The organism is Methylomonas sp. LWB, assembly GCF_001856095.1.
In the GTDB taxonomy this organism is placed as follows: Bacteria; Pseudomonadota; Gammaproteobacteria; order Methylococcales; family Methylomonadaceae; genus Methylomonas; species Methylomonas koyamae_A.
In genome coordinates, this window is sequence record NZ_MKMC01000002.1 from 42,995 (window position 1) to 64,170 (window position 21,176).

General features: G+C 58.8%; 20 protein-coding genes. 4 read left to right on the plus strand and 16 right to left on the minus strand.

The window, feature by feature from the left end; translation table 11 throughout:
• Positions 1-298 precede the first annotated feature (298 nt).
• Positions 299-2,317 carry a cache domain-containing protein gene (locus BJL95_RS00235; protein ID WP_071154889.1) on the plus strand — a complete coding sequence of 673 codons (2,019 nt, stop codon included), beginning with the start codon at positions 299-301 and terminating at the stop codon, positions 2,315-2,317.
• Positions 2,318-2,640: 323 nt separating this feature from the next.
• Here the strand turns inward: BJL95_RS00235 and eutC are convergent, their stop codons facing one another.
• From eutC to hslV, 8 genes are all read right to left on the minus strand, one after another.
• Positions 2,641-3,417 carry an ethanolamine ammonia-lyase subunit EutC gene (eutC, locus tag BJL95_RS00240; RefSeq protein WP_071154811.1) on the minus strand — a complete coding sequence of 259 codons (777 nt, stop codon included), beginning with the start codon at positions 3,415-3,417 and terminating at the stop codon, positions 2,641-2,643.
• Positions 3,414-4,793, minus strand: coding sequence for an ethanolamine ammonia-lyase subunit EutB (locus tag BJL95_RS00245; RefSeq protein ID WP_071154812.1), 1,380 nt, complete (start codon positions 4,791-4,793; stop codon positions 3,414-3,416). Before BJL95_RS00245 ends, eutC begins: the two co-directional genes overlap by 4 nt.
• A 393-nt stretch (positions 4,794-5,186) precedes the next feature.
• Positions 5,187-6,755 carry a ubiquinone biosynthesis regulatory protein kinase UbiB gene (ubiB, locus tag BJL95_RS00250; protein WP_071154813.1) on the minus strand — a complete coding sequence of 523 codons (1,569 nt, stop codon included), beginning with the start codon at positions 6,753-6,755 and terminating at the stop codon, positions 5,187-5,189.
• 11 nt (positions 6,756-6,766) lie between these two features.
• Positions 6,767-7,411 (minus strand): SCP2 domain-containing protein, encoded by a 645-nt coding sequence (locus BJL95_RS00255; protein WP_071154814.1) that lies wholly within the window; start codon positions 7,409-7,411, stop codon positions 6,767-6,769.
• A 79-nt stretch (positions 7,412-7,490) separates the two neighbouring features.
• Positions 7,491-8,240 carry a bifunctional demethylmenaquinone methyltransferase/2-methoxy-6-polyprenyl-1,4-benzoquinol methylase UbiE gene (gene ubiE / locus BJL95_RS00260; protein WP_064024253.1) on the minus strand — a complete coding sequence of 250 codons (750 nt, stop codon included), beginning with the start codon at positions 8,238-8,240 and terminating at the stop codon, positions 7,491-7,493.
• Positions 8,241-8,248: 8 nt separating this feature from the next.
• A complete protein-coding gene (locus BJL95_RS00265; RefSeq protein ID WP_071154815.1) occupies positions 8,249-8,638 on the minus strand; it encodes a gamma-butyrobetaine hydroxylase-like domain-containing protein in 390 nt (129 codons plus the stop codon).
• 3 nt (positions 8,639-8,641) lie between these two features.
• Complete coding sequence (hslU, locus tag BJL95_RS00270; protein WP_071154816.1) at positions 8,642-9,961, minus strand: ATP-dependent protease ATPase subunit HslU; 1,320 nt, start codon at positions 9,959-9,961, stop codon at positions 8,642-8,644.
• Entirely contained in the window at positions 9,958-10,527 is a 570-nt protein-coding gene (hslV, locus tag BJL95_RS00275; protein WP_071154817.1) for an ATP-dependent protease subunit HslV, read from the minus strand. Before hslV ends, hslU begins: the two co-directional genes overlap by 4 nt.
• 214 nt (positions 10,528-10,741) lie before the next feature.
• Between hslV and BJL95_RS00280 the strand changes: the two genes are divergently transcribed.
• Positions 10,742-11,188, plus strand: a complete 447-nt coding sequence (locus BJL95_RS00280) for a hypothetical protein (RefSeq protein ID WP_071154818.1) — start codon at positions 10,742-10,744, stop codon at positions 11,186-11,188.
• Here BJL95_RS00280 and BJL95_RS00285 read toward each other — a convergent pair.
• Genes BJL95_RS00285 through BJL95_RS00300 form a run of 4 tightly spaced genes read right to left on the minus strand, consistent with a single transcriptional unit; the run spans position 11,182 to position 13,888 of the window.
• Positions 11,182-11,646: a nucleoside deaminase gene (locus BJL95_RS00285; protein ID WP_071154819.1), complete on the minus strand. Its 465-nt coding sequence runs from the start codon at positions 11,644-11,646 to the stop codon at positions 11,182-11,184. The two genes, BJL95_RS00280 and BJL95_RS00285, sit on opposite strands and share 7 nt — an antisense overlap.
• A complete protein-coding gene (locus BJL95_RS00290; RefSeq protein ID WP_071154820.1) occupies positions 11,646-12,710 on the minus strand; it encodes a homoserine O-succinyltransferase in 1,065 nt (354 codons plus the stop codon). The genes BJL95_RS00285 and BJL95_RS00290 overlap by 1 nt, the downstream gene beginning before the upstream one ends.
• A 13-nt stretch (positions 12,711-12,723) precedes the next feature.
• Positions 12,724-13,572 carry a hypothetical protein gene (locus tag BJL95_RS00295; RefSeq protein ID WP_064024237.1) on the minus strand — a complete coding sequence of 283 codons (849 nt, stop codon included), beginning with the start codon at positions 13,570-13,572 and terminating at the stop codon, positions 12,724-12,726.
• A 13-nt stretch (positions 13,573-13,585) separates the two neighbouring features.
• Positions 13,586-13,888, minus strand: a complete 303-nt coding sequence (locus tag BJL95_RS00300) for a DUF6763 family protein (RefSeq protein WP_064024235.1) — start codon at positions 13,886-13,888, stop codon at positions 13,586-13,588.
• Positions 13,889-14,007: 119 nt separating this feature from the next.
• Between BJL95_RS00300 and BJL95_RS00305 the strand changes: the two genes are divergently transcribed.
• On the plus strand, positions 14,008-14,220 hold the full coding sequence (locus tag BJL95_RS00305; protein WP_071154821.1) for a SlyX family protein: 213 nt from the start codon (positions 14,008-14,010) through the stop codon (positions 14,218-14,220).
• 38 nt (positions 14,221-14,258) lie between these two features.
• Here the strand turns inward: BJL95_RS00305 and BJL95_RS00310 are convergent, their stop codons facing one another.
• A complete protein-coding gene (locus BJL95_RS00310) occupies positions 14,259-15,569 on the minus strand; it encodes a D-alanyl-D-alanine carboxypeptidase family protein (RefSeq protein WP_254786654.1) in 1,311 nt (436 codons plus the stop codon).
• Between the two features lie 274 nt (positions 15,570-15,843).
• Between BJL95_RS00310 and BJL95_RS00315 the strand changes: the two genes are divergently transcribed.
• Positions 15,844-16,629, plus strand: a complete 786-nt coding sequence (locus tag BJL95_RS00315; RefSeq protein WP_071154822.1) for a PEP-CTERM/exosortase system-associated acyltransferase — start codon at positions 15,844-15,846, stop codon at positions 16,627-16,629.
• A gap of 251 nt (positions 16,630-16,880) precedes the next feature.
• On the opposite strand, the gene BJL95_RS00325 is transcribed toward BJL95_RS00315, so the two are convergent.
• The 3 genes from BJL95_RS00325 to BJL95_RS00335 form a co-directional block, all read right to left on the minus strand.
• On the minus strand, positions 16,881-18,122 hold the full coding sequence (locus BJL95_RS00325) for a glycerophosphodiester phosphodiesterase (protein WP_254786648.1): 1,242 nt from the start codon (positions 18,120-18,122) through the stop codon (positions 16,881-16,883).
• A 40-nt stretch (positions 18,123-18,162) separates the two neighbouring features.
• A complete protein-coding gene (locus tag BJL95_RS00330; protein WP_071154824.1) occupies positions 18,163-19,734 on the minus strand; it encodes an alkaline phosphatase in 1,572 nt (523 codons plus the stop codon).
• Between the two features lie 390 nt (positions 19,735-20,124).
• Positions 20,125-20,988, minus strand: a complete 864-nt coding sequence (locus BJL95_RS00335) for a pirin family protein (protein WP_071154825.1) — start codon at positions 20,986-20,988, stop codon at positions 20,125-20,127.
• Positions 20,989-21,176: the final 188 nt, after the last annotated feature.

Genomic DNA, 21,176 nt, shown 5'->3' on the forward strand with positions numbered 1-21,176 from the left:
CATGGAATCTGGCGGAGTTGGTGCGGCAGACCGCACCGTGCTGGTGCGACAGCTACCGTCGCCGCGCCGGTCGGCCGGCGCCGGCCGGCGAAATTCGTGGTTTCGATCGCTTGGTACGGTTTTTGTTTCCCGTTTGGCGGCCGCACGGAGATCGGCGGCGTGTAGTGCGGGAAGCGTCGATCCGCGTCGGCGCTTCCCGCAATGCATCGACGATGTCATGCAATCCTTACCGGAAGTCGGCGATTTCGCCGGCGCCGGTCGGGAACGCTGTTTCAACCTACCGCAAACAAGGAGTTTTATGCAGGCACTTTTGGAAAACAGTTCGGATAAATTGTTGTCGGCGATGCCCGACGTCAAGACGTTCGAACGGCAGCTGGCGTCGTTAAACGATTGGTGGGGCAAAATCGCGCTGATCGGCAAAATCAACAGCCACAATGTCGCCGCGACGATATTGGACGACATGAATCAAATCCAGGGCAAATTCGGCGAGCTGCAAAAAAAGCTCACCTACAATCTGCTGCTGGAGAACGTCCAGAAGCTGGTACTGGATAATGCTTCCAAGGCCCAGGTGGCGATCGATTTACTGGTGCGGAATTTGTTCGAACGGACCGCCGACGTCGGATTTCTGGCGACCGACGACGATATTCGCGCCTTTCTAAGTCTGGCCGCGCCAACCGCCGAACAAACCGCGTTCATTGAAGACCGGCTGCGCGAATACGTTAAAAAATACAGCGTTTACGACGAAATTCTGGTGTTGGATACCCAGGGTCGGGTCAAGGCGCATCTCGATAAGCACAATCCGGTGACGGTGTCGTCGGATCCGCTGATTTCGGAAACGTTGACCGGCGGCGCAGCCTATGTCGAAACCTTCCGATATTCGGATTTACAGCCGGATCGCCGCCACTCGTTGATCTATTCCTGTCAAATTACCGAAACCAACCAGCGCGATTCCAAACTGCTGGGGGTGTTGTGCCTGTGCTTTAAGTTCGACGACGAAATGCGCGGGATTTTCGCCGACCTGCTCGGCGCCGGCGACGACGGTATTCTAGCGGTGCTGGGCGACGACGGCCGCGTGATCGCCAGCAGCGACGAATTATTGTTGCCGGTCAATACCTGGTCCAGTGTCGAACGCTCGGTACGCATCGCCCGTTATCACGGCGCCGAGTACATCATCAACACCCGTGCCAGCAACGGTTATCAGGGCTTTCGCGGTTTGGGCTGGTGCGGACAAATGATGACGGCGCTGAATCAGGCGTTTAGCCGCGATCCAATGGCGGCGGCCAATCAGCCGGACATCATGGAGCAGGCCAGCAGTTTTCCGCCGGAACTGCGCGACATCCGCAAGGCGTCGGCCGCCATCAACGATGATCTCGGTTTACTGGTATTGAACGGCCAGATCGCCTCGGCCCGCAAAAACGCCGCCGAATTCATGCCGGTGTTGGAAGCGATCAAACAAATCGGCACCGATATCGCCAGCATTTTTACCGCCTCGGTCAACAGCTTGCAGCAAGCCACCGTGATGTCGTCGCATCTAAACAACGCGGGCTTTTTGGCTTCGTTGGCGGTCGACATCATGGACCGCAATCTGTACGAGCGCGCCAACGATTGCCGTTGGTGGGCATTGACCTCGGCATTTCGTCGTCACCTGGCCGCCGGCAGCCCCGATGCCGGCCAGCGGCGCGAAATCGCCGATATTCTGCAATACATCAACGCCTTGTACACGGTTTACACCAATCTCTATGTTTACGACGCCAACGGTGACATTGTCGCGATGTCCGATCCTAACCAACAGGCCTTGGTCGGCGGCCGGGTTGGCGACGATAGCGGAGCGGTCACGGCCCTGAAATGCCCTGACAGTCAAAGCTATCGGGTCTCGCCTTTTGCTCGTTCGGCGTTGTACGCCCAGAGACCTACCTATATCTACAACGCGGCGATCACCGATTTGGCCGATACGACGCGGGTCGTGGGCGGAATTGGCATTGTTTTCGATAGCGAGCCGCAATTCGCGGCGATGTTGAGCGACGTATTGCCGCGCGACGAGCAGGGTAGTCCGGTGGCGGGTTGTTTCGCGCTGTTCGCAGATCGGCAAAAGCGGGTCATCGCGACGGCTGGCGACTCGGATTTGGGCGCCGGCGAGTTGTTGGATTTGGACGGTGCCTGCTTTCGCTTGCCGGCCGGTCAGCGCGAATCCCGAGTGGTGCAATACCGAGAACGAAATTACCTGCTGGGTAGTGCCGTGTCCAAGGGTTACCGCGAATACAAAGTCGCCGACGGCTACGTCAACGACGTGATCGCCTTCATCTTTATTCCGTTCTGAATCTACCCGAGGCGGCCGATCGCCCATTCGCCGTTTAACTTTGGGTGTTCGGCTGACTAGGGCATGGAAACGCAGTCTTGAATTCTCGGGGGGATAAGGCTTTGTTTTCCGAGTAGCTTGCATTGCCAATTCCGGCCCTTGCTCCATCCAACTTTTGCACATAATGGCTGTTTGGAAGCATTACTAATCCAACAAAGTTTTGCTTACTACGGCGATATTTAAAAATTAGGTAGGTTCTAATTTGCAAGCTTAGAATGCAAATAGCCGGTATTTTTCTAGGTTGCATCGAATTCAAACCAAGCGGATCTGTCGGCTCCATACACTTAAAACCAGTCCAAGCTGTTGGCGTTCTTGCTGGCCGGCAACCAGTCGCTCGGCATGTCGTCTTTCAAGGCCACGCCGGAAAGTCCGCGCCGTAGCGCTTGCGCGCTCAGATAAGCCAGTTTGATCGCGGCGGCTTCGTAAGCCAGGCCCTGCGGCGGGCGGATGTTGGACAGACAGTTGCGGTCGGCGTCGGTATTGCCGAGGCGCGGCGCGTGGGTCAGGTAAATGCCCAAGCTATCGGCGGCGCTTAAACCGGGGCGTTCGCCGACGATGATGACGGCGAGTTTGGCTTGCAGCAGTTCGCCGATTTCGTCGGCGACGGCGACGCGGGCTTCCGGCACTAGACAAATCGGACCCAGGGTCAGGCCGCAAGCGCGGTAAGCGGCCGTCACCGCTTGCAATAAGCCGAAGCCGTGGCGTTCGACCGCAGTCGAAGACAGACCGTTGCTGACGATCAGCGCGATGTCGGAGACGGTCGGGTTCAGCGCCGTCAGTTGGGCGCGGCTATTCTCGGTCAAGCGCCGGCCCAAGTCCGGTCGGCGCAAATATTGAGCGCGATCGGCAATCGGCGTGTTCAGTACCAAAACCGGCCAGCCGGCATTGGCGACCGCATCGGCACAGGCGCGAACCGCCCACGGTCGATGCACCGCGTCCCGAGCCTCGGCGTGAGCGGCGTTGAATTCCAGTTGCGCCGAAGTTGGCAGCGCGCAGCCGGCCCGGCCCAGCGCGATGCGAGCTTGGGTGTAGCGGCGCAGTTCCTGCCAGGGATCGCTCATGCGGTCAGTTCGCCGCGAAATTGGCCGAGTAGCCGGGACGCGTCGCGGCGGTCGGTCAGGCGGTTGTTGTCGAAGATGCCCTGGTTTTTCAGCCAGGCTTCGAATTCCGGCGCGGGCCGCAGGCCCAGCGCTTCGCGCAGATACAGCGCGTCGTGGAACGAGGTGCTTTGGTAGGCTAGCATCACATCGTCGGCGCCGGGTACGCCCATCACGAAATGGCAGCCGGCGACGCCGAGCAAGGTCAGCAAGGTATCCATGTCGTCTTGGTCCGCCTCGGCATGATTGGTGTAGCAAATGTCGCATCCCATCGGCAGGCCGAGCAGTTTGCCGCAGAAATGGTCTTCCAGACCGGCGCGGATAATCTGCTTGCCGTCGTACAGGTATTCCGGGCCGATGAAGCCGACCACCGAATTGACCAGCAGCGGATCGAACTCGCGGGCGACCGCGTAGGCGCGGGCTTCGCAGGTTTGCGCATCGACACCGTGGTGGGCGCCGGCGGACAATGCGCTGCCCTGGCCGGTCTCGAAGTACATCACTTGATGGCCGACGCTGCCGCGCCGTTGCTCGTCGGCCATCGCCTTGGCTTCGCGCAACAGAGCTAAATCCACGCCGAAGCTGCGGTTGGCGGCCTCGGTGCCGGCGATCGATTGAAACACCAGATCGACCGGCGCGCCGCGCCGCATTAGCTCCATTGTGGTGGTGACGTGGGCCAACACGCAGGCCTGGGTCGGGATCGCGTAACGCTGGATGATGCCGTCGAGCATCTCGAGCAAGGCGCGGACATTGTCCAGGCTGTCGGTGGCCGGGTTGATGCCGATCACCGCGTCGCCGCTGCCGTACAGCAAGCCGTCGAGAATGCTGGCGGCGATGCCGCGCGTGTCGTCGGTGGGGTGGTTCGGCTGCAGCCGGGTGGATAGCCGCCCCGGCAGTCCCAAGGTATTACGAAATCGGCTGACCACCCGGCAGCGGCGGGCGACCGCAATCAGATCCTGATTGCGCATGATTTTGCTGACCGCGGCGACCATTTCCGGCGTCAATCCGGGCGCCAGCGCTGTCAAGTCGGTTTGACCGGTCAGCAGCCAATCGCGGAATTCGCCGACCGACAAACCGGCGACCGGCGCAAATGCGCGCTGGTCGTGGCGATCCAGGATCAGGCGTGATACTTCGTCGTATTCCGGGTCGATCAGAGGCTCTTCTAAGAAGCGTTGCAGCGGGACCTCGGCCAGACAACGCTGGGCGGCGGCCCGTTCGATCTCGGAATCGGCGGCCAATCCGGCCAGTTCGTCGGCTGCTCGGCGTGGCGATGCCTTTGCCATCAACACGCGCAGATTCGCAAATTGAAAGAAGCGGCCGTTAACGGCGGTCGAGTAGGGCATTGCGCGAGCGAAAATTGATTGAAGATTGGACCGCGAGCATAAGCCGGTTTTATGACCGATTCGTGACACTGGCGAGCGGATGCTTGCCGCAAACTGGGGTATCTCAAAAAGATCCGTTGTCACATGTTTTGGGCCGTCCATGTTTCGACTTTGCTCAACACGAATAGCCCAAAACACACTCACTTACTCGGTGAATAAAAAATCCAGCTTCCACTTCAGAGGGTGTCGTAAAAGTCGAAACAGAACCCTCTCCTCGCGGGAGAGGGCAGGGTGAGGGGGGATAAAATCAATGCCTTACCTTGATATTTCCCCTCACCCCAACCCCGCAAGGAGAGGGGCTTTTACGACACCCTTCTTCAGTGGGAGTTACGCGGTGTCGGGCGCGGATTGCGGTCAGTAGTTGAGACCGGGCAATTGGAGGATCAGCGCGGCGCTGATCATCGCGGCGGCGGTCAAAATGGCCCAGAGCGAACGGCGGTTGTTGGATTTGAGCTGTTTGCGCAGCAAGACCATTTCGCGCTGGTGGTGCTGGATTTGTTGCTGCATCTGGGCGGTGCTCTGCAATGCGTGCAACACCAGGGCCGGGATTTCCGGCAGTTGCTCGGTGATTTCCGGGAGTTTGCCCAGCAGTTCCTTGAGCTTGGCGGCGGGTCCCATCCGTTCCTTGAACCAATTCTCCAGGAAGGGTTTGGCGGTTTGCCACAGGTCCAGCTCGGGGTAGAGCTGCCGGCCCAGGCCTTCGATGTTCAGCAAGGTTTTTTGCAGCAGCACCAATTGCGGTTGAACCACCATATCGAAGCGGCGGGCGGTCTGGAACAGTCTGAGCAATAACAGGCCGAAGGAAATGTCTTTCAGCGGTTTTTCGAAGATGGGTTCGCAGACGGCGCGGATGGCTGCCTCGAATTCCTCGACCCGAGTCGTGCTCGGCACCCAGCCCGACTCGATGTGCATTTGCGCGACCCGCCGGTAATCGTGGTTGAAAAAGGCCAGGAAATTCTCGGCCAGATAACGCTGATCGGAATCCGACAGGCTGCCGACGATGCCGAAATCGACCGCCAGGTATTTGTCCGGCAGTTGCACGAAAATATTGCCGGGGTGCATGTCGGCGTGGAAGAAGTTGTCGCGGAATACTTGGGTAAAGAATATTTCCACGCCCCGTTCCGCCAGTTTCTTGAAATCGGCTTGGCCTTCGCGCAAGGCGTCGATGTCGCCGACCGGAATACCGTAGATGCGTTCCATCACCAGCACTTTGCGGCGGGTCAGCGGCCAGTGGATTTCCGGAATGTAGAGCAACTCGGAGTTTTTGAAATTGCTGCGGATCGCGCTGGCGTTGGCGGCTTCGCGGACCAGGTCCAGTTCGTCGAGTATGGTTTTCTCGAACTCGGCGACGATTTCGACGGCGCGCAGGCGGCGGGCATCCGGCCAGAAGCGCTCGGCCAGTTTGGCGAATTCGAATAGCAGCGCGACGTCCGAATGAATCTTGCCGGCGATGTCCGGGCGCAACACCTTGACGATGACTTGCTCGCCGCTGTGCAATTGCGCGGTATGCACTTGGGCGACCGAGGCCGAGGCCAGCGGCGTCGGATTGAATTCGGCGAAGGCTTCGCCCAGGGTTTGGCCGAGTTGCTGCTCGATGATTTTCCGGGCCGTTTCGGCCGGAAAGGGCGGCACCTTATCCTGGAGCTTGACCAGCTCCTCGGCGATGTCTTCCGGCAGCAAGTCTTTGCGGGTGGACAGGGTTTGGCCGAATTTGACGTAGATCGGCCCCAGGTCTTCCAGGGTTTTGCGGATGCGGACGCCGCGCGGCAGCGTGGTGCGGCCCAGCCAGTAGTTGGGCGAGCAATAGGCCAGAAAGCGAATCGCCCGGAACAAGCGGGTTTTCAACACGATTTCGTCCAGACCGTGGAACATCATCACCCAATTGATATGAATCAGGCGCATCAAGGTTTTGGGACGAATCACAAGCAGTCCTTTTAACGGGGTTCGGTGGGTGGAGTGAGGGCGGCGGCCAGCCGGTCGAGGCGAGCGGTCAGTCTATCGGCATCCTGCCGGAGTTCGTCTATCCGTTGAAAGACTTGCTCGGCTTCCGGTTTGGCGGGCAGTTCGCGGGTTTCTTCCTGGAGAAATTCCTCCAGATTGAGTTTAAACGTGGTCAGGCCATGCCGCGACCAGGCGCGGCCGCCGCGCACCCAGTCGGCCAGGCGGTGGGCCAGGTCGGCGCCGGCGTAGCGGGCCAACTTGGCTTCCCAGGCGATGTCCAGTTTTTCGAACAAGCGCTGCAGCTTGCGGGCCAGTTGGGTATCGCCGGCCAGTGTGACGTCGCCGCGAAACAGCGAGCGCATCGGCGTGGCGCTCAAGCCCATCAGGCCCAGAGCGGCCAGCGAGCCGCTCAAACTGGCATCGGGTTCGCCGGCGTAACTCTCCAGAATCTGGATGCGCCGGGTGCCGGGACACAGGAACAGTTCGGCGCCGAAGGGCTGAATGCGCAACGCGATGACCTTGCCGGCCATCGGCGCCAGATAGTCTTCGAGGTGGTCGTCCAGCACCAGATACTGGTTCAACGCGGTTTCCAGCGCGGCTACCAGTAGGGGTTTGACTTGCAGAAAATCGTTCGCCATTAGCCATTAGCCGTTCGTCGATCGGAGCTGTTGCGGACAATCGCGCGCTACCATCCGGGGGCGATGGAAGCCGCGGCGCTTAAAACTTGTAGCCCCGGTGCACCGCGACGATACCCTGGGTCATATTGAAATATTCGCAGCGCTCCAGACCGGCGTTTTCCATCATTTGTTTTAGTTCGTCCTGCTTCGGGTGCATCCGGATGGATTCGGCCAGATAGCGGTAGCTTTCCTCGTCCTTGGCGACGACCGCGCCGATTTTGGGCAGCAGATTGAACGAATAAAAGTCGTAAACCTTTTCGGTAATCGGATCGGTCGGATGGGAAAATTCCAGTACGATGACCCGGCCGCCAGGTTTCAAGACTCGGTACATCGAACGCAGCGCGGCGTCCTTGTCGGTGACGTTGCGCAAGCCGAAACCTATCGTCACGCAATCGAAGGTATTGTCGGCGAACGGCAGGCATTCGGCGTTGACCTGGGCGTAACGGATATTGCCGGCCAGACCTTTGTTGACCAGGCGTTCGCGACCGTTGCGCAGCATCTCGGCGTTGATGTCGGCCAATACCACTTGGCCCTTGGCGCCGACCCGTTTCTCGTACAGCATCGTCAAATCGCCGGTGCCGCCGGCCAGATCCAGTATTTTATCGCCTTCGCGCACATTGGCCAGTTGTACCGCGACCCGCTTCCAGATCCGGTGAATGCCGAACGACATCAGATCGTTCATCAGATCGTAGTTGTTGGCGACCGAATCGAACACGCCGCGCACCATCGCGACTTTTTCCGAGACCGGTACTTGTTTGAAGCCGAAATGGGTAGTGTTGTCGTTAGTCATGGTGGCGTTTAATGAGTAATGGGCGAGCGGCGGCTAATGCCGGCGGCTTGGAGTTCTTCTAGATATTGCGACCAGAGCAGCGGAAAGTCCGAACCCAGTTTGTACAACAAGTCCCAACTGTAAATGCCGGTATCGTGGCCGTCGCTGAATACCAGTTTGACCGCGTAATTGCCGACCGGCAGGATGTCGGTGATGGCAACGTCCTCCTTGCCTGTTTGCAGGGTTTCCTGGCCGGGGCCGTGACCGACCGCTTCGGCCGACTGGGTGTAGACGCGCAGGTATTCGGCCGGCATTTCGAAGATGCTGCCGTCGTCGAAATGGATTTCCAGTATACCCGACACCTGGTGCAGCTTGATTTCGGTCGGGACGTGGTGGCGGGGCGGAATTTCGATACGCATGGCTTATAAGATATAGCGGCTGAGGTCTTCGTCGTCGGCCAGTTCCAGCAAATGGGCGTTGACGTAGGCGGCGTCGATGGTCACGGTTTTCTCCAACAGGTCCGGGGCGTTGAAGGACACGTCCTCCAGCAACTTCTCCAAGATCGTGTGCAAGCGGCGGGCGCCGATGTTCTCGGTTTTTTCGTTGACCTGCCAGCCCAGTTCGGCGATGCGGCGGATGCCGTCGGCGGTAAATTGCACGTCCACGCCTTCGGTTTTGAGTAGCGCCTGATATTGCTCGGTCAGCGAGGCGTTGGGCTCGGTCAGGATGCGGACGAAGTCTTCGGCGCTAAGCGCGCTCAGTTCGACCCGGATCGGAAAACGGCCTTGCAACTCTGGAATCAGGTCTGACGGTTTGGTCAAATGAAAGGCTCCGGATGCGATGAACAGCACGTGGTCGGTCTTGATCATGCCGTATTTGGTGCTGACCGTGCTGCCTTCGACCAGCGGCAACAAGTCGCGCTGCACGCCTTCGCGAGAGACTTCGCCGCCGCCGATTTCGCCCCGTTTGCAAATCTTGTCGATCTCGTCCAGAAACACGATGCCGTTTTGCTCGACGGCTTGTAGCGCCGTTTGCTTGATGTCTTCCTCGTTGACCAGTTTGCCGGCTTCTTCTTCCTGTAGCAGTTTCAGCGCGTCCTTGATTTTCAATTTGCGGGTCTTGGTGCGGCCGCTGTTCAGGTTTTGAAACATGCCCTGTAACTGATTGGTCATTTCTTCCATGCCCGGCGGCGCCATGATCTCGACACCCACCGACGGCGCCGCGACATCGACTTGAATTTCCTTGTCGTCGAGATCGCCTTCGCGCAGTTTTTTACGCATTTTCTGGCGGGTGGATTCCTCGGTTTCCGACAGCATGCCGCCCTCGGCGCGCGGCAGCAGAATGTCCAGCACCTTGTCTTCGGCGGCGTCGGCGGCGCGGTTTTGCACTTTTTCCATTGCCGCGACGCGAGTCATTTTGACGGCGGTGTCCACCAGATCGCGGATGATGGATTCCACGTCGCGGCCGACGTAACCGACCTCGGTAAACTTGGTGGCTTCTATTTTAATGAAGGGGGCGTTGGCCAAGCGGGCTAGGCGGCGGGCGATTTCGGTCTTGCCGACGCCAGTGGGGCCTATCATCAGAATGTTCTTCGGAGTGATTTCCTCGCGCATGCCGGCATCTACCTGGCCGCGGCGCCAGCGGTTGCGTAGCGCGATAGCGACCGAGCGCTTGGCGTCGGCCTGGCCGACGATGTGCTTGTCCAGTTCGCTGACGATTTCTCTTGGGGTCATTTGACTCATGGTTGTTCTTGCTCCGCCGGTTTGGCTTCGGCGTCCAATTCTTCGATGCGTAAATTGTGGTTGGTGTAGATACAGATGTCGGCGGCGATGTGCAATGACTTCTCGACAATGTCGCGGGCGCCGAGTTCGGTGTTTTCGTACAAGGCGCGGGCCGCGCTTTGCGCGAACGCGCCGCCGGAGCCGATCGCGATGAAATCGTATTCCGGCTCGATCACGTCACCGGTGCCGGAAATGACCAGGGTGGTCTTGCTGTCGGCGATGATCAGCAGGGCTTCCAACTTGCGCAGCGCCCGATCGGTGCGCCAATCCTTAGCCATTTCGACGGCGGCGCGGGTCAGATTGCCGCGGTGTTTTTCCAGTTTGCCTTCGAAATGTTCGAACAGGGTAAAGGCGTCGGCGGTGGCACCGGCAAAACCGCCTATCACCTTGTCGTGGTAAAGCCGGCGCACCTTGCGGGCGTTGGCCTTCATCACGGTGTTGCCCAGCGTGACCTGGCCGTCGCCGCCGATCACGACTTTGTCGCCGCGCCGCACGGACAATATGGTGGTACCTTCGAAACTCGTCATGTTTTCAATCAACGGAACGGGGAAAGCCGAGGATTTTACATGTTCTGGATTGCGATGGGGAGAAGTTTGCTGGGGCTCGCCGGCCGGCCAAGCGTTGAACTATCGGGCGAAACTGATTAAAGTGAGGCGGCCGGATAGGTGGTGCCGATAACGCTGCCGTAGAGCGGCGGCCGGGACGGCTTTCGATCATTAGAATAACAACAAGGGGATCAACATGAGAGGTTCATCAGGCTGGAAACGCGCGGCCTTGCTGTGCGCGGTGTTCTTTTCGGGCGCGGTAGCGGCGGTAACGCCCGACGAAGAAGAAAAACAGCAATGTAAAAAACCCAAATTTCGGGACTTCGCGCCCGCGCACATGGCGGAAGTAGCGCCGGGCGTGCCGTTGTCGTTTCACGTTTCGCCCAACGCCGACCCGTTTACGATCACCGCCGAGGCGCGTGGCGAGAAAATGAAAGTGGATGTTGTCAATAAAAAGACCTTCTATCTGGTCAATACGACTTTACCGGTGCTGAGCGGCGGGTTTGCCAGGATACACGTCACCGCGAAAGCCGCCGAAAGCAAGACCATCGCTAGCGGTTGCCTGGGTCAGGATGGTTGGCTGCTGAAAATCAAGGGGGCCGAGGCGCCCGCGAAAACGGCGGTGGCGCCGGCCGCTCAATAGCGGATTTTGTCGGTTTTGGCCTGCCAACGGCGGAACGGCAGATCCGGTTCCGCCAGCGGCAGTCGGCGCATTGCGATTCGGCGGTGCTTGGCGGCCTTGCCGATTTCGTCGTAGATAAAGCCGTCGTCGAAACCGGCTTGGGCCGCGTCGTGGCGGTCGCAGGCGTAATACACCGCCTTTAGCCGCGCCCAATAAATCGCGCCCAAGCACATCGGGCAGGGTTCGCAACTGGTGTAGAGCGTGCAGTCGGGCAGCTGAAAGTCGCCGAGCGCCCGACAGGCCAGACGGATCGCCGCGACTTCGGCGTGAGCGCTCGGGTCCAGGTCGGCGGTCACCCGATTGCCGCTGGCGGCGATGACTCGGCCGTCCCGGACGATCAGCGCGCCGAACGGTCCGCCGCCTTGTTCGACATTGGCGGTGGCCAAATCCACCGCTTGCTGTAAAAAGCCGGCGTCCATTAGAGGCCCAACGGGTTGTCCGGGTCGATGCCGGTCATGAACGGCAAACGCCGGTCTTCGTTGGTGATTTGGTAAACCTTGCCCAGCCAATTGTTGAACACCGCCTTGGCGGAGTCGCGCCAAGTAATGTCCAAATGGCCGAGTATCTCCTCCTCGGGCAGGGCTTTTAGCGGTCTGGCGCCGTGCCGGGCGGCCTTGACCTCCGCTTCGTACTCGGACAGTAGGCGTTGCGTCGCCGGATCGAAGTAGTTTTCCGGGAACGGCGGGTAATCGTCGCGCTCGGCTCGGTAAAACCGCAGTACCTCGCGCTTGTATTCCTTCAGCAGGCTGATGTCGTCGTATTCCGGATGGCCTTGGAAGAATACGATACGGAAGCCGTCCGGACTGACCGCCAGATGTACGCCCGCCTGATCGCTGGCCACCAACACTTTCAATCCGTGTTTTGCCATGTCCGCTTGAAAGACTTCGTTGTAGCGCGAGTGCGGTACGTCGAAGCGGGTATTGATTTCGGCCACCAACGGATGGCGGCGGTCGACGACCTTATGCGAGAACACGCCCCAGCGTTTGGCCGGTAAGCGGGTGCGTTCCACGCCGTAGCAATGCTGAATCAGTGCGTGGGTCGCCTGACAAGAACACAATATTGACGTAACATTTTGGTTGGCCCACGCGAAAATTTCAGTCAACGGCCCCCAAAACACTTCGTCTTGCACACGGTCATGGGTGACAGTGGCGCCGCTGATGATCAATGCATCCAGGCCGTCGCGTTTGATTTGCTCGAAGGATTCGTAATAGCGCTCGATATGAGCCAGCGCTTCAGGGCCGCGTTCCAGGCCAGCGATCGTGAATGGATGAACGTGAAATTGGGCAATCTGATTACAAGCGCCGACCAGCCGGAAAAACTGGCGTTCGGTGGCTTCCAGCGCGGCATCGGGCATGATGTTGAGCAGGCCGATATGCAATTCGCGGATGGATTGGCCTAGCGCGCGCGCCGGACTGAGGATTTCTTCGCCTTCGTCGCGCAGACGGCCGAAGGTCGGCAAATCGGTATGGGCAACTAGCGGCATTGTGGTAGAGGCCTCATGCGCTCTGGCGGTCGATGGCCGCGGCGATCAATTCGATGAAATCTTGCTCGCTTTGAATCCGGGCCGTTTCGTCGGCGCTGACCGTGTAGCCGTATTGGGCGGCAATCGCTTCGTAGCGCGGCACGCGGGCCTTGAACAGCTCCGGAAATACCCAAGTGACGAAGTCATCCGGCGGAATTTGGTCGGTCGAGGCGTAACCGCGTTCGCTCATGAATCGCGCCAGCTTGGCATCGACGAATTCGGGGCGGTAGTAGAGCGGTTTCGGATCTTGCTTGGCCCGGTCGATGATGGTTTGCTCCAGCGCTGGCGGAATCTGGATGTAAACGATCAGCGTGTGCTCGGCCAGCGTTTCGAGAACCTCAGGGCAATCGAGTTCGCAGACGCTACCGCCTGCGTCGTTCAAAAAATGTTTGTAGCCGTAAATCGCTTCGGCCTTATGAATGAAATCCGGCACGTCGTTCATCGCCGCGATTTCGGCCTGATGGTGTAGTGCCTGCCGGCGCTTGAATTCGGCCAGCGTCAGGCCGCCCTTGGCCGGATCGCCGATTTTGCCCAGGAAACTCGATACCGGCGCCAGATTATCGACGGTAATATTGTTGCAGATGTAGATCGAGTCCGATTTAAGCAGCTCGCGCAAAAACGGCACGCCCATCGCCTGCTGTTTGATGTTGTCCAGGATGGGTTCTTCCAAGTACTTGGTGCCGATCCGGTAATCCCCGGAATAGTGGAACCATTTGTCCTTGGGCAGTTTGTTGGACAAGGTAGTCTTGCCCGCGCCGGACATGGCCAGCAGCGTGATGCTCTTGGATTCCCAGTCCAAGAATTGTTGGGCGGTCATTTTCATAAAAGGTGATTGCTTAATCCAAAAAATCGCTGATATCCAAATCTTCCGAGTCCGGGCGGGCGTGGCGATCGGGATCGGTATAGCCGAGATCGTCGGCTTCCAGATCGTCGAACGGCGCGCTCCAATCTTCGGGGTCTTCGATATAGTCTATCGTCGAGTTGTACCAACTTTCGTTGTCGTATTCGCCCAGATCGCCATTGGCGTATTGGACTTCGATGTTGTCGTCGTTGCCTTCGATGGCGACGACCTTGAAGGTGAGGTTGCTTTCCAAGTCTTTATACCAACGGCCGATCACCGGGTCTGCGATAGTAGTCATCGTTGCGTCCTCGCTAAGTGGTTGACCCGCCCAATGATAGCGAGTTTGCCGAGACTGTGCGAGCCGAGTCGCCGGCGAATTCGGTTAGAATGGCGATTTACTCTTGGTCGGTACAGGTCATGAACGTGGATAGAATCATCGAATTGGAGATCAAGCAGGCGTATCAGGAAGACCTGATACAGGCATTGAATCAGGTGGTGGCCGGTCAACAAATCCAGATCGGCAAACTGGAAGAAACTTGCAAGTTATTGCACGACAAGATCAAAAGCCTGGGACATGCCATTAACGATGGCGGCGGAGCGCAGGCGGACGAGCGTCCGCCGCATTATTGAACCGGCCGGCATCCGGCCGGGCTTGTGCTTCCCGCCGTTTAGCCGGCCTTGACGCGCCGACGCGGCGTTTCGGCGCTAGCGACCGATTTGGCGGATGGCGGCAATGCCGTGCAATCCAGATTTTTAGAATGCAGTCGCCGGCAGAAATCGCGGCTGTCGTCTTGCGCCAGCCCGGTCCAAACGGTTTTCCAAAACACGCCGCCCTTGAATTTTTGGCGGACGATACGAGCTTGGCCGGCTTTGGCTAGCGGGCCGAGCGCGCTTCTGGCGCGTTTCAGATTGACGTCGGCGTCGATCTTGCGCGCGAAATTGCCCATCGCGACCGACCAGGCGCGCTCGCTGGAATGGCTTTTGACGCTGGCCGCGCGGATTTCCTTAACGGCCTTGCTGCGTTCCGAATGGCCGGGATTGATCCGAATCGGCTCGTAACGGTTGCTGCCGGAGTCGGCGCCCATCTGCTCGGCGCTACCGGCGCAACGATTGGAAGACAACTGGAACGGCGGCGGCGCGCCGCTGCCGTCTTGCAATTGGCTGATGTGGCTGCCGTACAAGCCGCTGGCACTGTTGGTAAAGCCCAGGTCCAGCAGGTTTTCCATTTGTTGAAAGCGTTCGGCACTACTGTGCGCCCCCAACAACACGCCGATCAAGCGATGGCCGTTGCGTTTGGCCGAGGCGATCAGGTTGTACCCTGAGCCGCAAGTAAAACCGGTCTTCAGGCCGTCGGCATCCGGATAGCTTTTCAGAATGCGGTTGGTATTCGGCAGAACCCGGCCTTTGTAGCGAAATTCGGTCGCCGAGAAAAAACGGTAATACTGCGGAAAATCGCGGATCAATGCGGCGGACAACAAGGCTAAATCGCGAGCGCTGCTGATCTGGCCGTCGTCAGGCAGGCCGCTGGCGTTCTGAAACGAACTGTTATACATGCCCAGCCGATGCGCCGTTTGGGTCATCATCGCCGCGAAATTGCTTTCTGTACCGCCCAGATGCTCTGCCAGCACCACCGCCGCGTCGTTGGCCGAGCGGGTCGTTACCGCCATGACGGCCTGCTCGACGGTCAGGTTTTGGCCTTGGCGCAAGCCCAACTTGGAGCTGGGTTGCAGCGAAGCGTGTCGGGATACCGTGACCGTGTCGTTCAGGTGCAGGCGACCGGATTCTATCGCCGAGAACGTCATGTAAATCGTCATGACCTTGGTTAGCGAGGCAGGATACCAGCGATGCGTGGAGTCGGTTTCGTGAACGACTCTGCCCGTATCGGCATCGATGACAATGGCCGCGTAACGGGCGGCGGCCGGCGAACCGTGCAGCAGCAGGCAGGCGATTGAGGCGAGGGCTAGGTTTAGGCGCGGCACGGTACTCAAGTTCTTACTTTGCTCCAAGTAGGTGGTGTAAGGTTTTGACTGGATTATTTAATCAGAATAATCGCTTTCAAAAAAGGCTTATTTTCGAATCGGTGACCAAATATTCTGGAATTTTTTTTGGGCAAGCTTAGCCGGTTTTTTGCTTGAACAAAAGGGCAATTGCGGTTTGTAAATGCTTAAAATTGTTATATTATCTAAGCTCGGGGCTGCTATTTGACAAACAGTCTGGGCAGCAAGGGATCTATAGTCGTCGGGATGGTGTCGCTTGATTGAAGAAAAACGTTATTTTGACAATAGTTTTGATGTGTTTCTGGCTGATACGCCCGAGAGTCTGGAAATCCATTACAACCTCCGGTTTCGGGTGTATTGCGATGAAATGGGCTACGAAGACAAGGAGCGGTTTCCCGATAGATTGGAGAAGGATTATTGGGATGAAAACGCCGTCCATTTTTTGGTCCGCCATCGCGATAGCGGCTGTTGGCTGGGAGCCATGCGGTTGGTCAAGCCGAGAGGCTATCGGTTTCCGCTCGAGGATCGCTGCACCCCCTACCAGCCTCTGTCGGTGAATCAATACCGCAACTCGGTGGAAATTTCCAGGCTGTGCGTGCTGCGGGAAGCGCGGCGCTTAAACTTGCACAGGCGGCCGGCCAAGGTGTTGGCCAACGGCGAAGTCGATCGGCGTGTCAGTTTCCTGCAAGATTATAAAAACTTGAGCCGCAGCGTGATGTGGGGTTTATATCGGGCGGCCGTCGTGTATTGCTGGCAAACCGGAATCAGAGACTGGTACATCCTGGTCACGCCGTCGTTGGCGCATTCGGTCAAGCGCGAAGGCTTTGAAATGACTCAGATCGCCGAACCTTGCGGACTGAACGGCGTGCGTACCGCGTATCGATTGAGCGTGGCGCATATCCTGAAAAACCCGATATGGCAACACGATTACCAGCGCGATTTTCTGCGCTACTCCGAGCTGAACGATGAATTCGCCGCCTATGGCTATTTACGCAGGCCGCTACGCCAGATCGGTTCGGTTTCCTACAGTCAACCTCGCTAATAAGACCTATAACGACCGAAGTCGATAAACCGGCCACGCGTTGCCGGTTTATCGAGATGACTATGCCGCGGCTTCGTGAAATGGGGGCGGTGCTTGGTCCGTTAGGCTTTCGGGCGCGCCGATATGCTCGAACAAACGCCCATGCCAGTCCGCCGGACGCGCAAACCGGGTTTGCGCGTCCGGCGTTTCCGTAAGTATCTTTCCGTGAATATCAATCACCGCCGGCTTGGCGAAACCGTGGTCAAGCCGAATCAATCCTCGCGATGCCGGCCGCGGCGGCATTGACTAAAGGTCGAGTCGGCGTTCGCCGAGGCATCGCGAGCGGCCACGCCGGTGTCCGGGAAGTCGGTGAACAAGCCATCCAAGCCTAAATCGTAGTAGTAGCTCATTTCCTGTTGCGGGTCCGCGAAACCGTAACCGCCGGAGTCGTTGCGGAAGGTCCAGCTATGCACCTGCAAACCCTTGTCGTGCGCCATTTCCAGTACGCCGGTACTGCCGTCCACTCGGCGGTCGTGAAGGTCTATGCTACCGTCGCCGGTACGGTCCACGCCATCGGCCACCGTTTTCACCAGATAAGGTTTCCATGGGCCGATTGCGTCGGCATAGGACTTAACGAAATCCAGGCCGGTTTCGCTTAACAAATCCGCAAAAGTGCGCGGGTCGCCGGCTTTGACGAAATCGTAAGGCTGTTTGTAAGGCGGAACCAGCGACAGCGAACCATCGGCATTGACATCGTCGGCGTCGATCAACTGCACCAAGCGAATGTCGGTTTTCCTGCTCAGATATTGCAGATTGCCGACTTCGAAGGATTGGATGAACACCGGTGCGCAGGCGCTGTCGCCGTAGGCGGCGTGCAATTTGGCCAACAACTTGTTTTCGAAGAAATTCCGGCCGAACAGCGGCCGGCGGTTGGCGGCTTTCAAGTCGGCGTGATAGGTGGAATGCTTGATTTCCGGATAAATGCCGATGGTCCGGCCGGTTTCCCGGCTTTTTTGCTTGGCCAGCGCGATGACTTCTTCCAGTGTCGGAATTTCATACAGGCCGTCGTAGGAGGTGTTGGCCGGCCGCGTTTGCGGTAAACGTTCCCTGGCGCGCAGGGTTTTGATCTCGGCCAACGTAAAGTCGCTGGCAAACCAGTCTTCGTATTCGACACCATCCACCATCCGCTTGGTTTTGCGGCCGGCGAATTCCGGGTGATTGGCCACGTCGGTGGTGCCGCCTATCATCGGCTCGTGGCGGGCGATCATCTGGCCGTCCTTGGTCAACACCAAATCGGGCTCGATGAAATCGACGCCCATCTCGATTGCCAGCGTATAGCCCGCCAATGTGTGCTCCGGCCGGTAACCGGCGGCACCGCGATGGCCGATGACGAGGGGGCTGGTTTGCATGGTGCCGTGATCTCGGTGATAGGAATGGGCGGCGGCGGTGCCGGGCCCAGTCAATATAGCCAGGGAAACGGCCGCCGCCGGCAGGTTGTAAAGCATTTTAAACATGTTGGCTCCTTAATTAAGGAAAGGTGAGCTTCCTAGGAAATTAATCGCGGCGTTCGCCGTCGGCGGGCAGTACTTTGCTGAACACCGTCGCGCCGTTGATGTCTTTCAACGCCACCCGCAGGGCTCGGCTGCGTTGGTCGATATCGACTTGACCGAAGAACTGCAAGCCAGCGTACGGGGACAAGTTGACTTGGCCGGCCGGTGGCGCCTTGCTGAATACCACTTGCGGGCCGAAGGTGCCGTCGGTGCCGTTCGGGCCGAACGAACCGGCGTTCAGCGGGCCGGCGACGAATTCCCAGAACGGCGCGAAATCTTTGCTGGCGGCCTTGCTTGGGTCGTAATAGTGCGCGGCGGCGTAATGCACGTCGGCGGTCAGCCACACTACGTTTTTGACGTGCGCGTGTTTGATAAAGCTCAGCAAGCGGGCGATTTCCAGCTCGCGGCCGGCGGCCGGGCCATTGTTGCCGTTGGCGACCGCTTCCCAGCGCGGCGTGCCGTCCGGCAAGCTACCGTCGCCGATGTTCAAGCCGATCGGCATGTCGGCCGAAATGATTTTCCAGGTGGCGTCGGAGCTGGCCAAGGCTTCTTCCAGACGAGCCAGTTGTTCCTCGCCCAGGAATGCGGTTTCTTCGCTTTCGGAGGTTTGCAGATTGGCGGTGTTTGGACCACGGTAGCTGCGCATGTCTAAGACGAACACCTCCAGCAACTTGCCGTAAGACAATTTCCGGTAAACCCGGTCGGATTCCTCCGCGCCGTGAGGGCGTAGCGGCGCGTATTCGTGGAAGGCTTGGGTGGCGTGGGCGATCAGGGTCGGAATATCCTTGATGGTATAGCGCGCGTCGTTGCTCAGGTCCTTGGCATCCGACCAGTTGTTGACCACTTCGTGGTCGTCCCATTGCCAGATTTGCGGTACTTCGGCGTTAAAGCGGCGCAGATTGGCGTCCAGCAGATTGTATTTGTAACGGCCGCGAAACTCGTCCAGCGTTTCGGCCACTTTGGAGACTTCCGGCGTGACCAGATTGGTCCAGACTTGGCCGTTCTCGGCGATCACGCTGTCCTTGATCGGGCCGTCGGAATACACGCTGTCGCCGCTTTCGATGAAAAACTGCGGATGGACTTGGCGCATTGCTTCGTAGATTTTCATGCCGCCGAAGCTTTCGTTGATGCCCCAGCCCTGGCCGGCGATGTCGCCGCCCCAGACAAAACGGATGTTGTCGCGTTTGCCTATCGTGTGGAAATGCCCAGTCACCGCCGCGCTGGCATTGCGGGCGTTGGTCAAGTCTTCGAACCAGACCTTGACGTAAACGTCTTGGCCGGCCGGCAGATCGACCAAATCCTGGCGGGCGGTGAAATCGGATTCCGGCGTTGCGTAGGGGCCGCGAATCGTCACCGGATTGGTGAAGTCGGCATCGAACGCATATTGCACGAACATGCGCGCCGGACGGTCGGCACGGCTCCACACCACGGTTCTGCCCGGCACCGGATCGCCGAATTGGATGCCTTGCGGCATTTGCGGGGCGTCCACCGCGCAAGCCGGGTTTGTTAAAGCGGCAATGGCCGCAAGCAGCGCCGATTGGCCGGCGATACGGGTAAATCTGCTTAATTTACGCATGCTTAATTCCAGGGCTGGGTAGAGGAGGCCGGGATTATAGGCAGCGCAAAATGACAGGATGATTAAGCGGAGCCGCTTGATTTCTCGAGGGAATCGGCGTGATCGGGTGGTGGGAGGGATTTGGAATGTCGCTTTTATCAGTCGTTCGTCGCGCGGATTTGGGCCGTGGCGAAGTCGTGGCAGACGCATCGAATGCGCCGTTAAGCCCGCCCGGCTGTTGCTGCCGGGCGGAATGAGCTGGCGTGAGGCTTTGCGTTGCAGGACACAGGCGGAATGCACTCGCCGTGTCGTTTCTTTCGCGCGTGCGTTTGGCGCGAAGGTTTGGGCTTACGGCGCGGTCGGTTTACTGAAGACGTCGCGGCCGAGTTCCGGTGGGGACCGGTCCCCGGTTTACAAGCGGCCGTTTTGGTAGTCGTCTATCGCTTGCAGAATTTCGGCCTCGCTGTTCATCACGAACGGGCCGCGCTGAACGATCGGTTCGCGCAGCGGCCGGCCGGCGATCAGTATGGCTTGGCTGTCCTGTTCGGCGATCATCACCACGCCGTCGCTTTCCGACCGATTATTTAACACCGCCAATTGCCGAGCCGCGAGCTTGCGCCCGCCGACCGTCAGCTCGCCCCGGTAAACATAGATAAAGGCATTGCGGTCGGGCGGCAGCGCTTGGCTGAATGCGTCGCCGGCCGGCAAGTGCAGATCCAGAAACAACGGTTCGGTGACCGGCCGTTGTATCGCGCCCGCCACGCCATGACTGTCGCCGGCAATCACGCGGAGCAGGCCGCCGTTCGGTAGCTCGAGTTCCGGTATCGCCGGGCTTTGCACGTCGAGGTAGCTGGGGGGCTGCATTTTGTGCGCGGCCGGCAGATTGATCCACAGTTGAAAGCCTGCCAACAAACCGTCTTTCTGCTCCGGCATTTCCGAATGGATAATCCCGCGTCCGGCGGTCATCCACTGTATCCCGCCGGTTTCCAATAACCCGGCGTGACCGGCATTGTCGCTATGCCGCATGCGGCCGGCCAGCAAATAGGTCAGGGTCTCGAAGCCGCGATGCGGGTGGCTGGGGAAGCCGGCGACATAATCGCCGGGGTTGTTGCTGCCAAAGGCGTCCAGCAATAGAAACGGGTCCAGCCGTTTTTGTAAACTTGGCGGTATCAGCCGCGTCAGTTGGACGCCGGCGCCGTCGGTTGTGTTAAGCCCGGTGACTAATTGTTCGATAGTCCGGGAGTGATTTACGGTGGAAGCGGATGTTGGGCTCATCGGTTGATCTCATTTTAATTGGGCGTGTTTAAGGTCCCTTCGGCGTCGCGCGGGGACCGAGCGGCATCGGCACGGTTCCTGGTCCCAGCGGGGCGTTCCCTTGATCCAAGCGTGGCGTTTCCCTGAGCAGAGCGGGGCGTTCCCCGAGCGGAGCCTAAGCGTTCCCTGAGCGGAGTCGAAGGGAACAT

Bases quoted from the DNA above. Each gene is read 5' to 3' on its own strand.
- BJL95_RS00295 (WP_064024237.1), bottom strand. From the start codon at position 13,572: ATGAAAATGACCGCCCAACAATTCTTGGACTGGGAATCCAAGAGCATC.
- BJL95_RS00335 (WP_071154825.1), bottom strand. From the start codon at position 20,988: ATGAGCCCAACATCCGCTTCCACCGTAAATCACTCCCGGACTATCGAA.
- BJL95_RS00280 (WP_071154818.1), top strand. From the start codon at position 10,742: ATGAGAGGTTCATCAGGCTGGAAACGCGCGGCCTTGCTGTGCGCGGTG.
- BJL95_RS00330 (WP_071154824.1), bottom strand. From the start codon at position 19,734: ATGCGTAAATTAAGCAGATTTACCCGTATCGCCGGCCAATCGGCGCTG.
- hslV (WP_071154817.1), bottom strand. From the start codon at position 10,527: ATGACGAGTTTCGAAGGTACCACCATATTGTCCGTGCGGCGCGGCGAC.
- BJL95_RS00285 (WP_071154819.1), bottom strand. From the start codon at position 11,646: ATGGACGCCGGCTTTTTACAGCAAGCGGTGGATTTGGCCACCGCCAAT.
- BJL95_RS00325 (WP_254786648.1), bottom strand. From the start codon at position 18,122: ATGTTTAAAATGCTTTACAACCTGCCGGCGGCGGCCGTTTCCCTGGCT.
- BJL95_RS00300 (WP_064024235.1), bottom strand. From the start codon at position 13,888: ATGACTACTATCGCAGACCCGGTGATCGGCCGTTGGTATAAAGACTTG.
- BJL95_RS00265 (WP_071154815.1), bottom strand. From the start codon at position 8,638: ATGCGTATCGAAATTCCGCCCCGCCACCACGTCCCGACCGAAATCAAG.
- BJL95_RS00255 (WP_071154814.1), bottom strand. From the start codon at position 7,411: ATGGCGAACGATTTTCTGCAAGTCAAACCCCTACTGGTAGCCGCGCTG.
- ubiE (WP_064024253.1), bottom strand. From the start codon at position 8,240: ATGACTAACGACAACACTACCCATTTCGGCTTCAAACAAGTACCGGTC.
- BJL95_RS00235 (WP_071154889.1), top strand. From the start codon at position 299: ATGCAGGCACTTTTGGAAAACAGTTCGGATAAATTGTTGTCGGCGATG.
- BJL95_RS00290 (WP_071154820.1), bottom strand. From the start codon at position 12,710: ATGCCGCTAGTTGCCCATACCGATTTGCCGACCTTCGGCCGTCTGCGC.
- hslU (WP_071154816.1), bottom strand. From the start codon at position 9,961: ATGAGTCAAATGACCCCAAGAGAAATCGTCAGCGAACTGGACAAGCAC.
- eutC (WP_071154811.1), bottom strand. From the start codon at position 3,417: ATGAGCGATCCCTGGCAGGAACTGCGCCGCTACACCCAAGCTCGCATC.
- BJL95_RS00245 (WP_071154812.1), bottom strand. From the start codon at position 4,793: ATGCCCTACTCGACCGCCGTTAACGGCCGCTTCTTTCAATTTGCGAAT.
- BJL95_RS00305 (WP_071154821.1), top strand. From the start codon at position 14,008: ATGAACGTGGATAGAATCATCGAATTGGAGATCAAGCAGGCGTATCAG.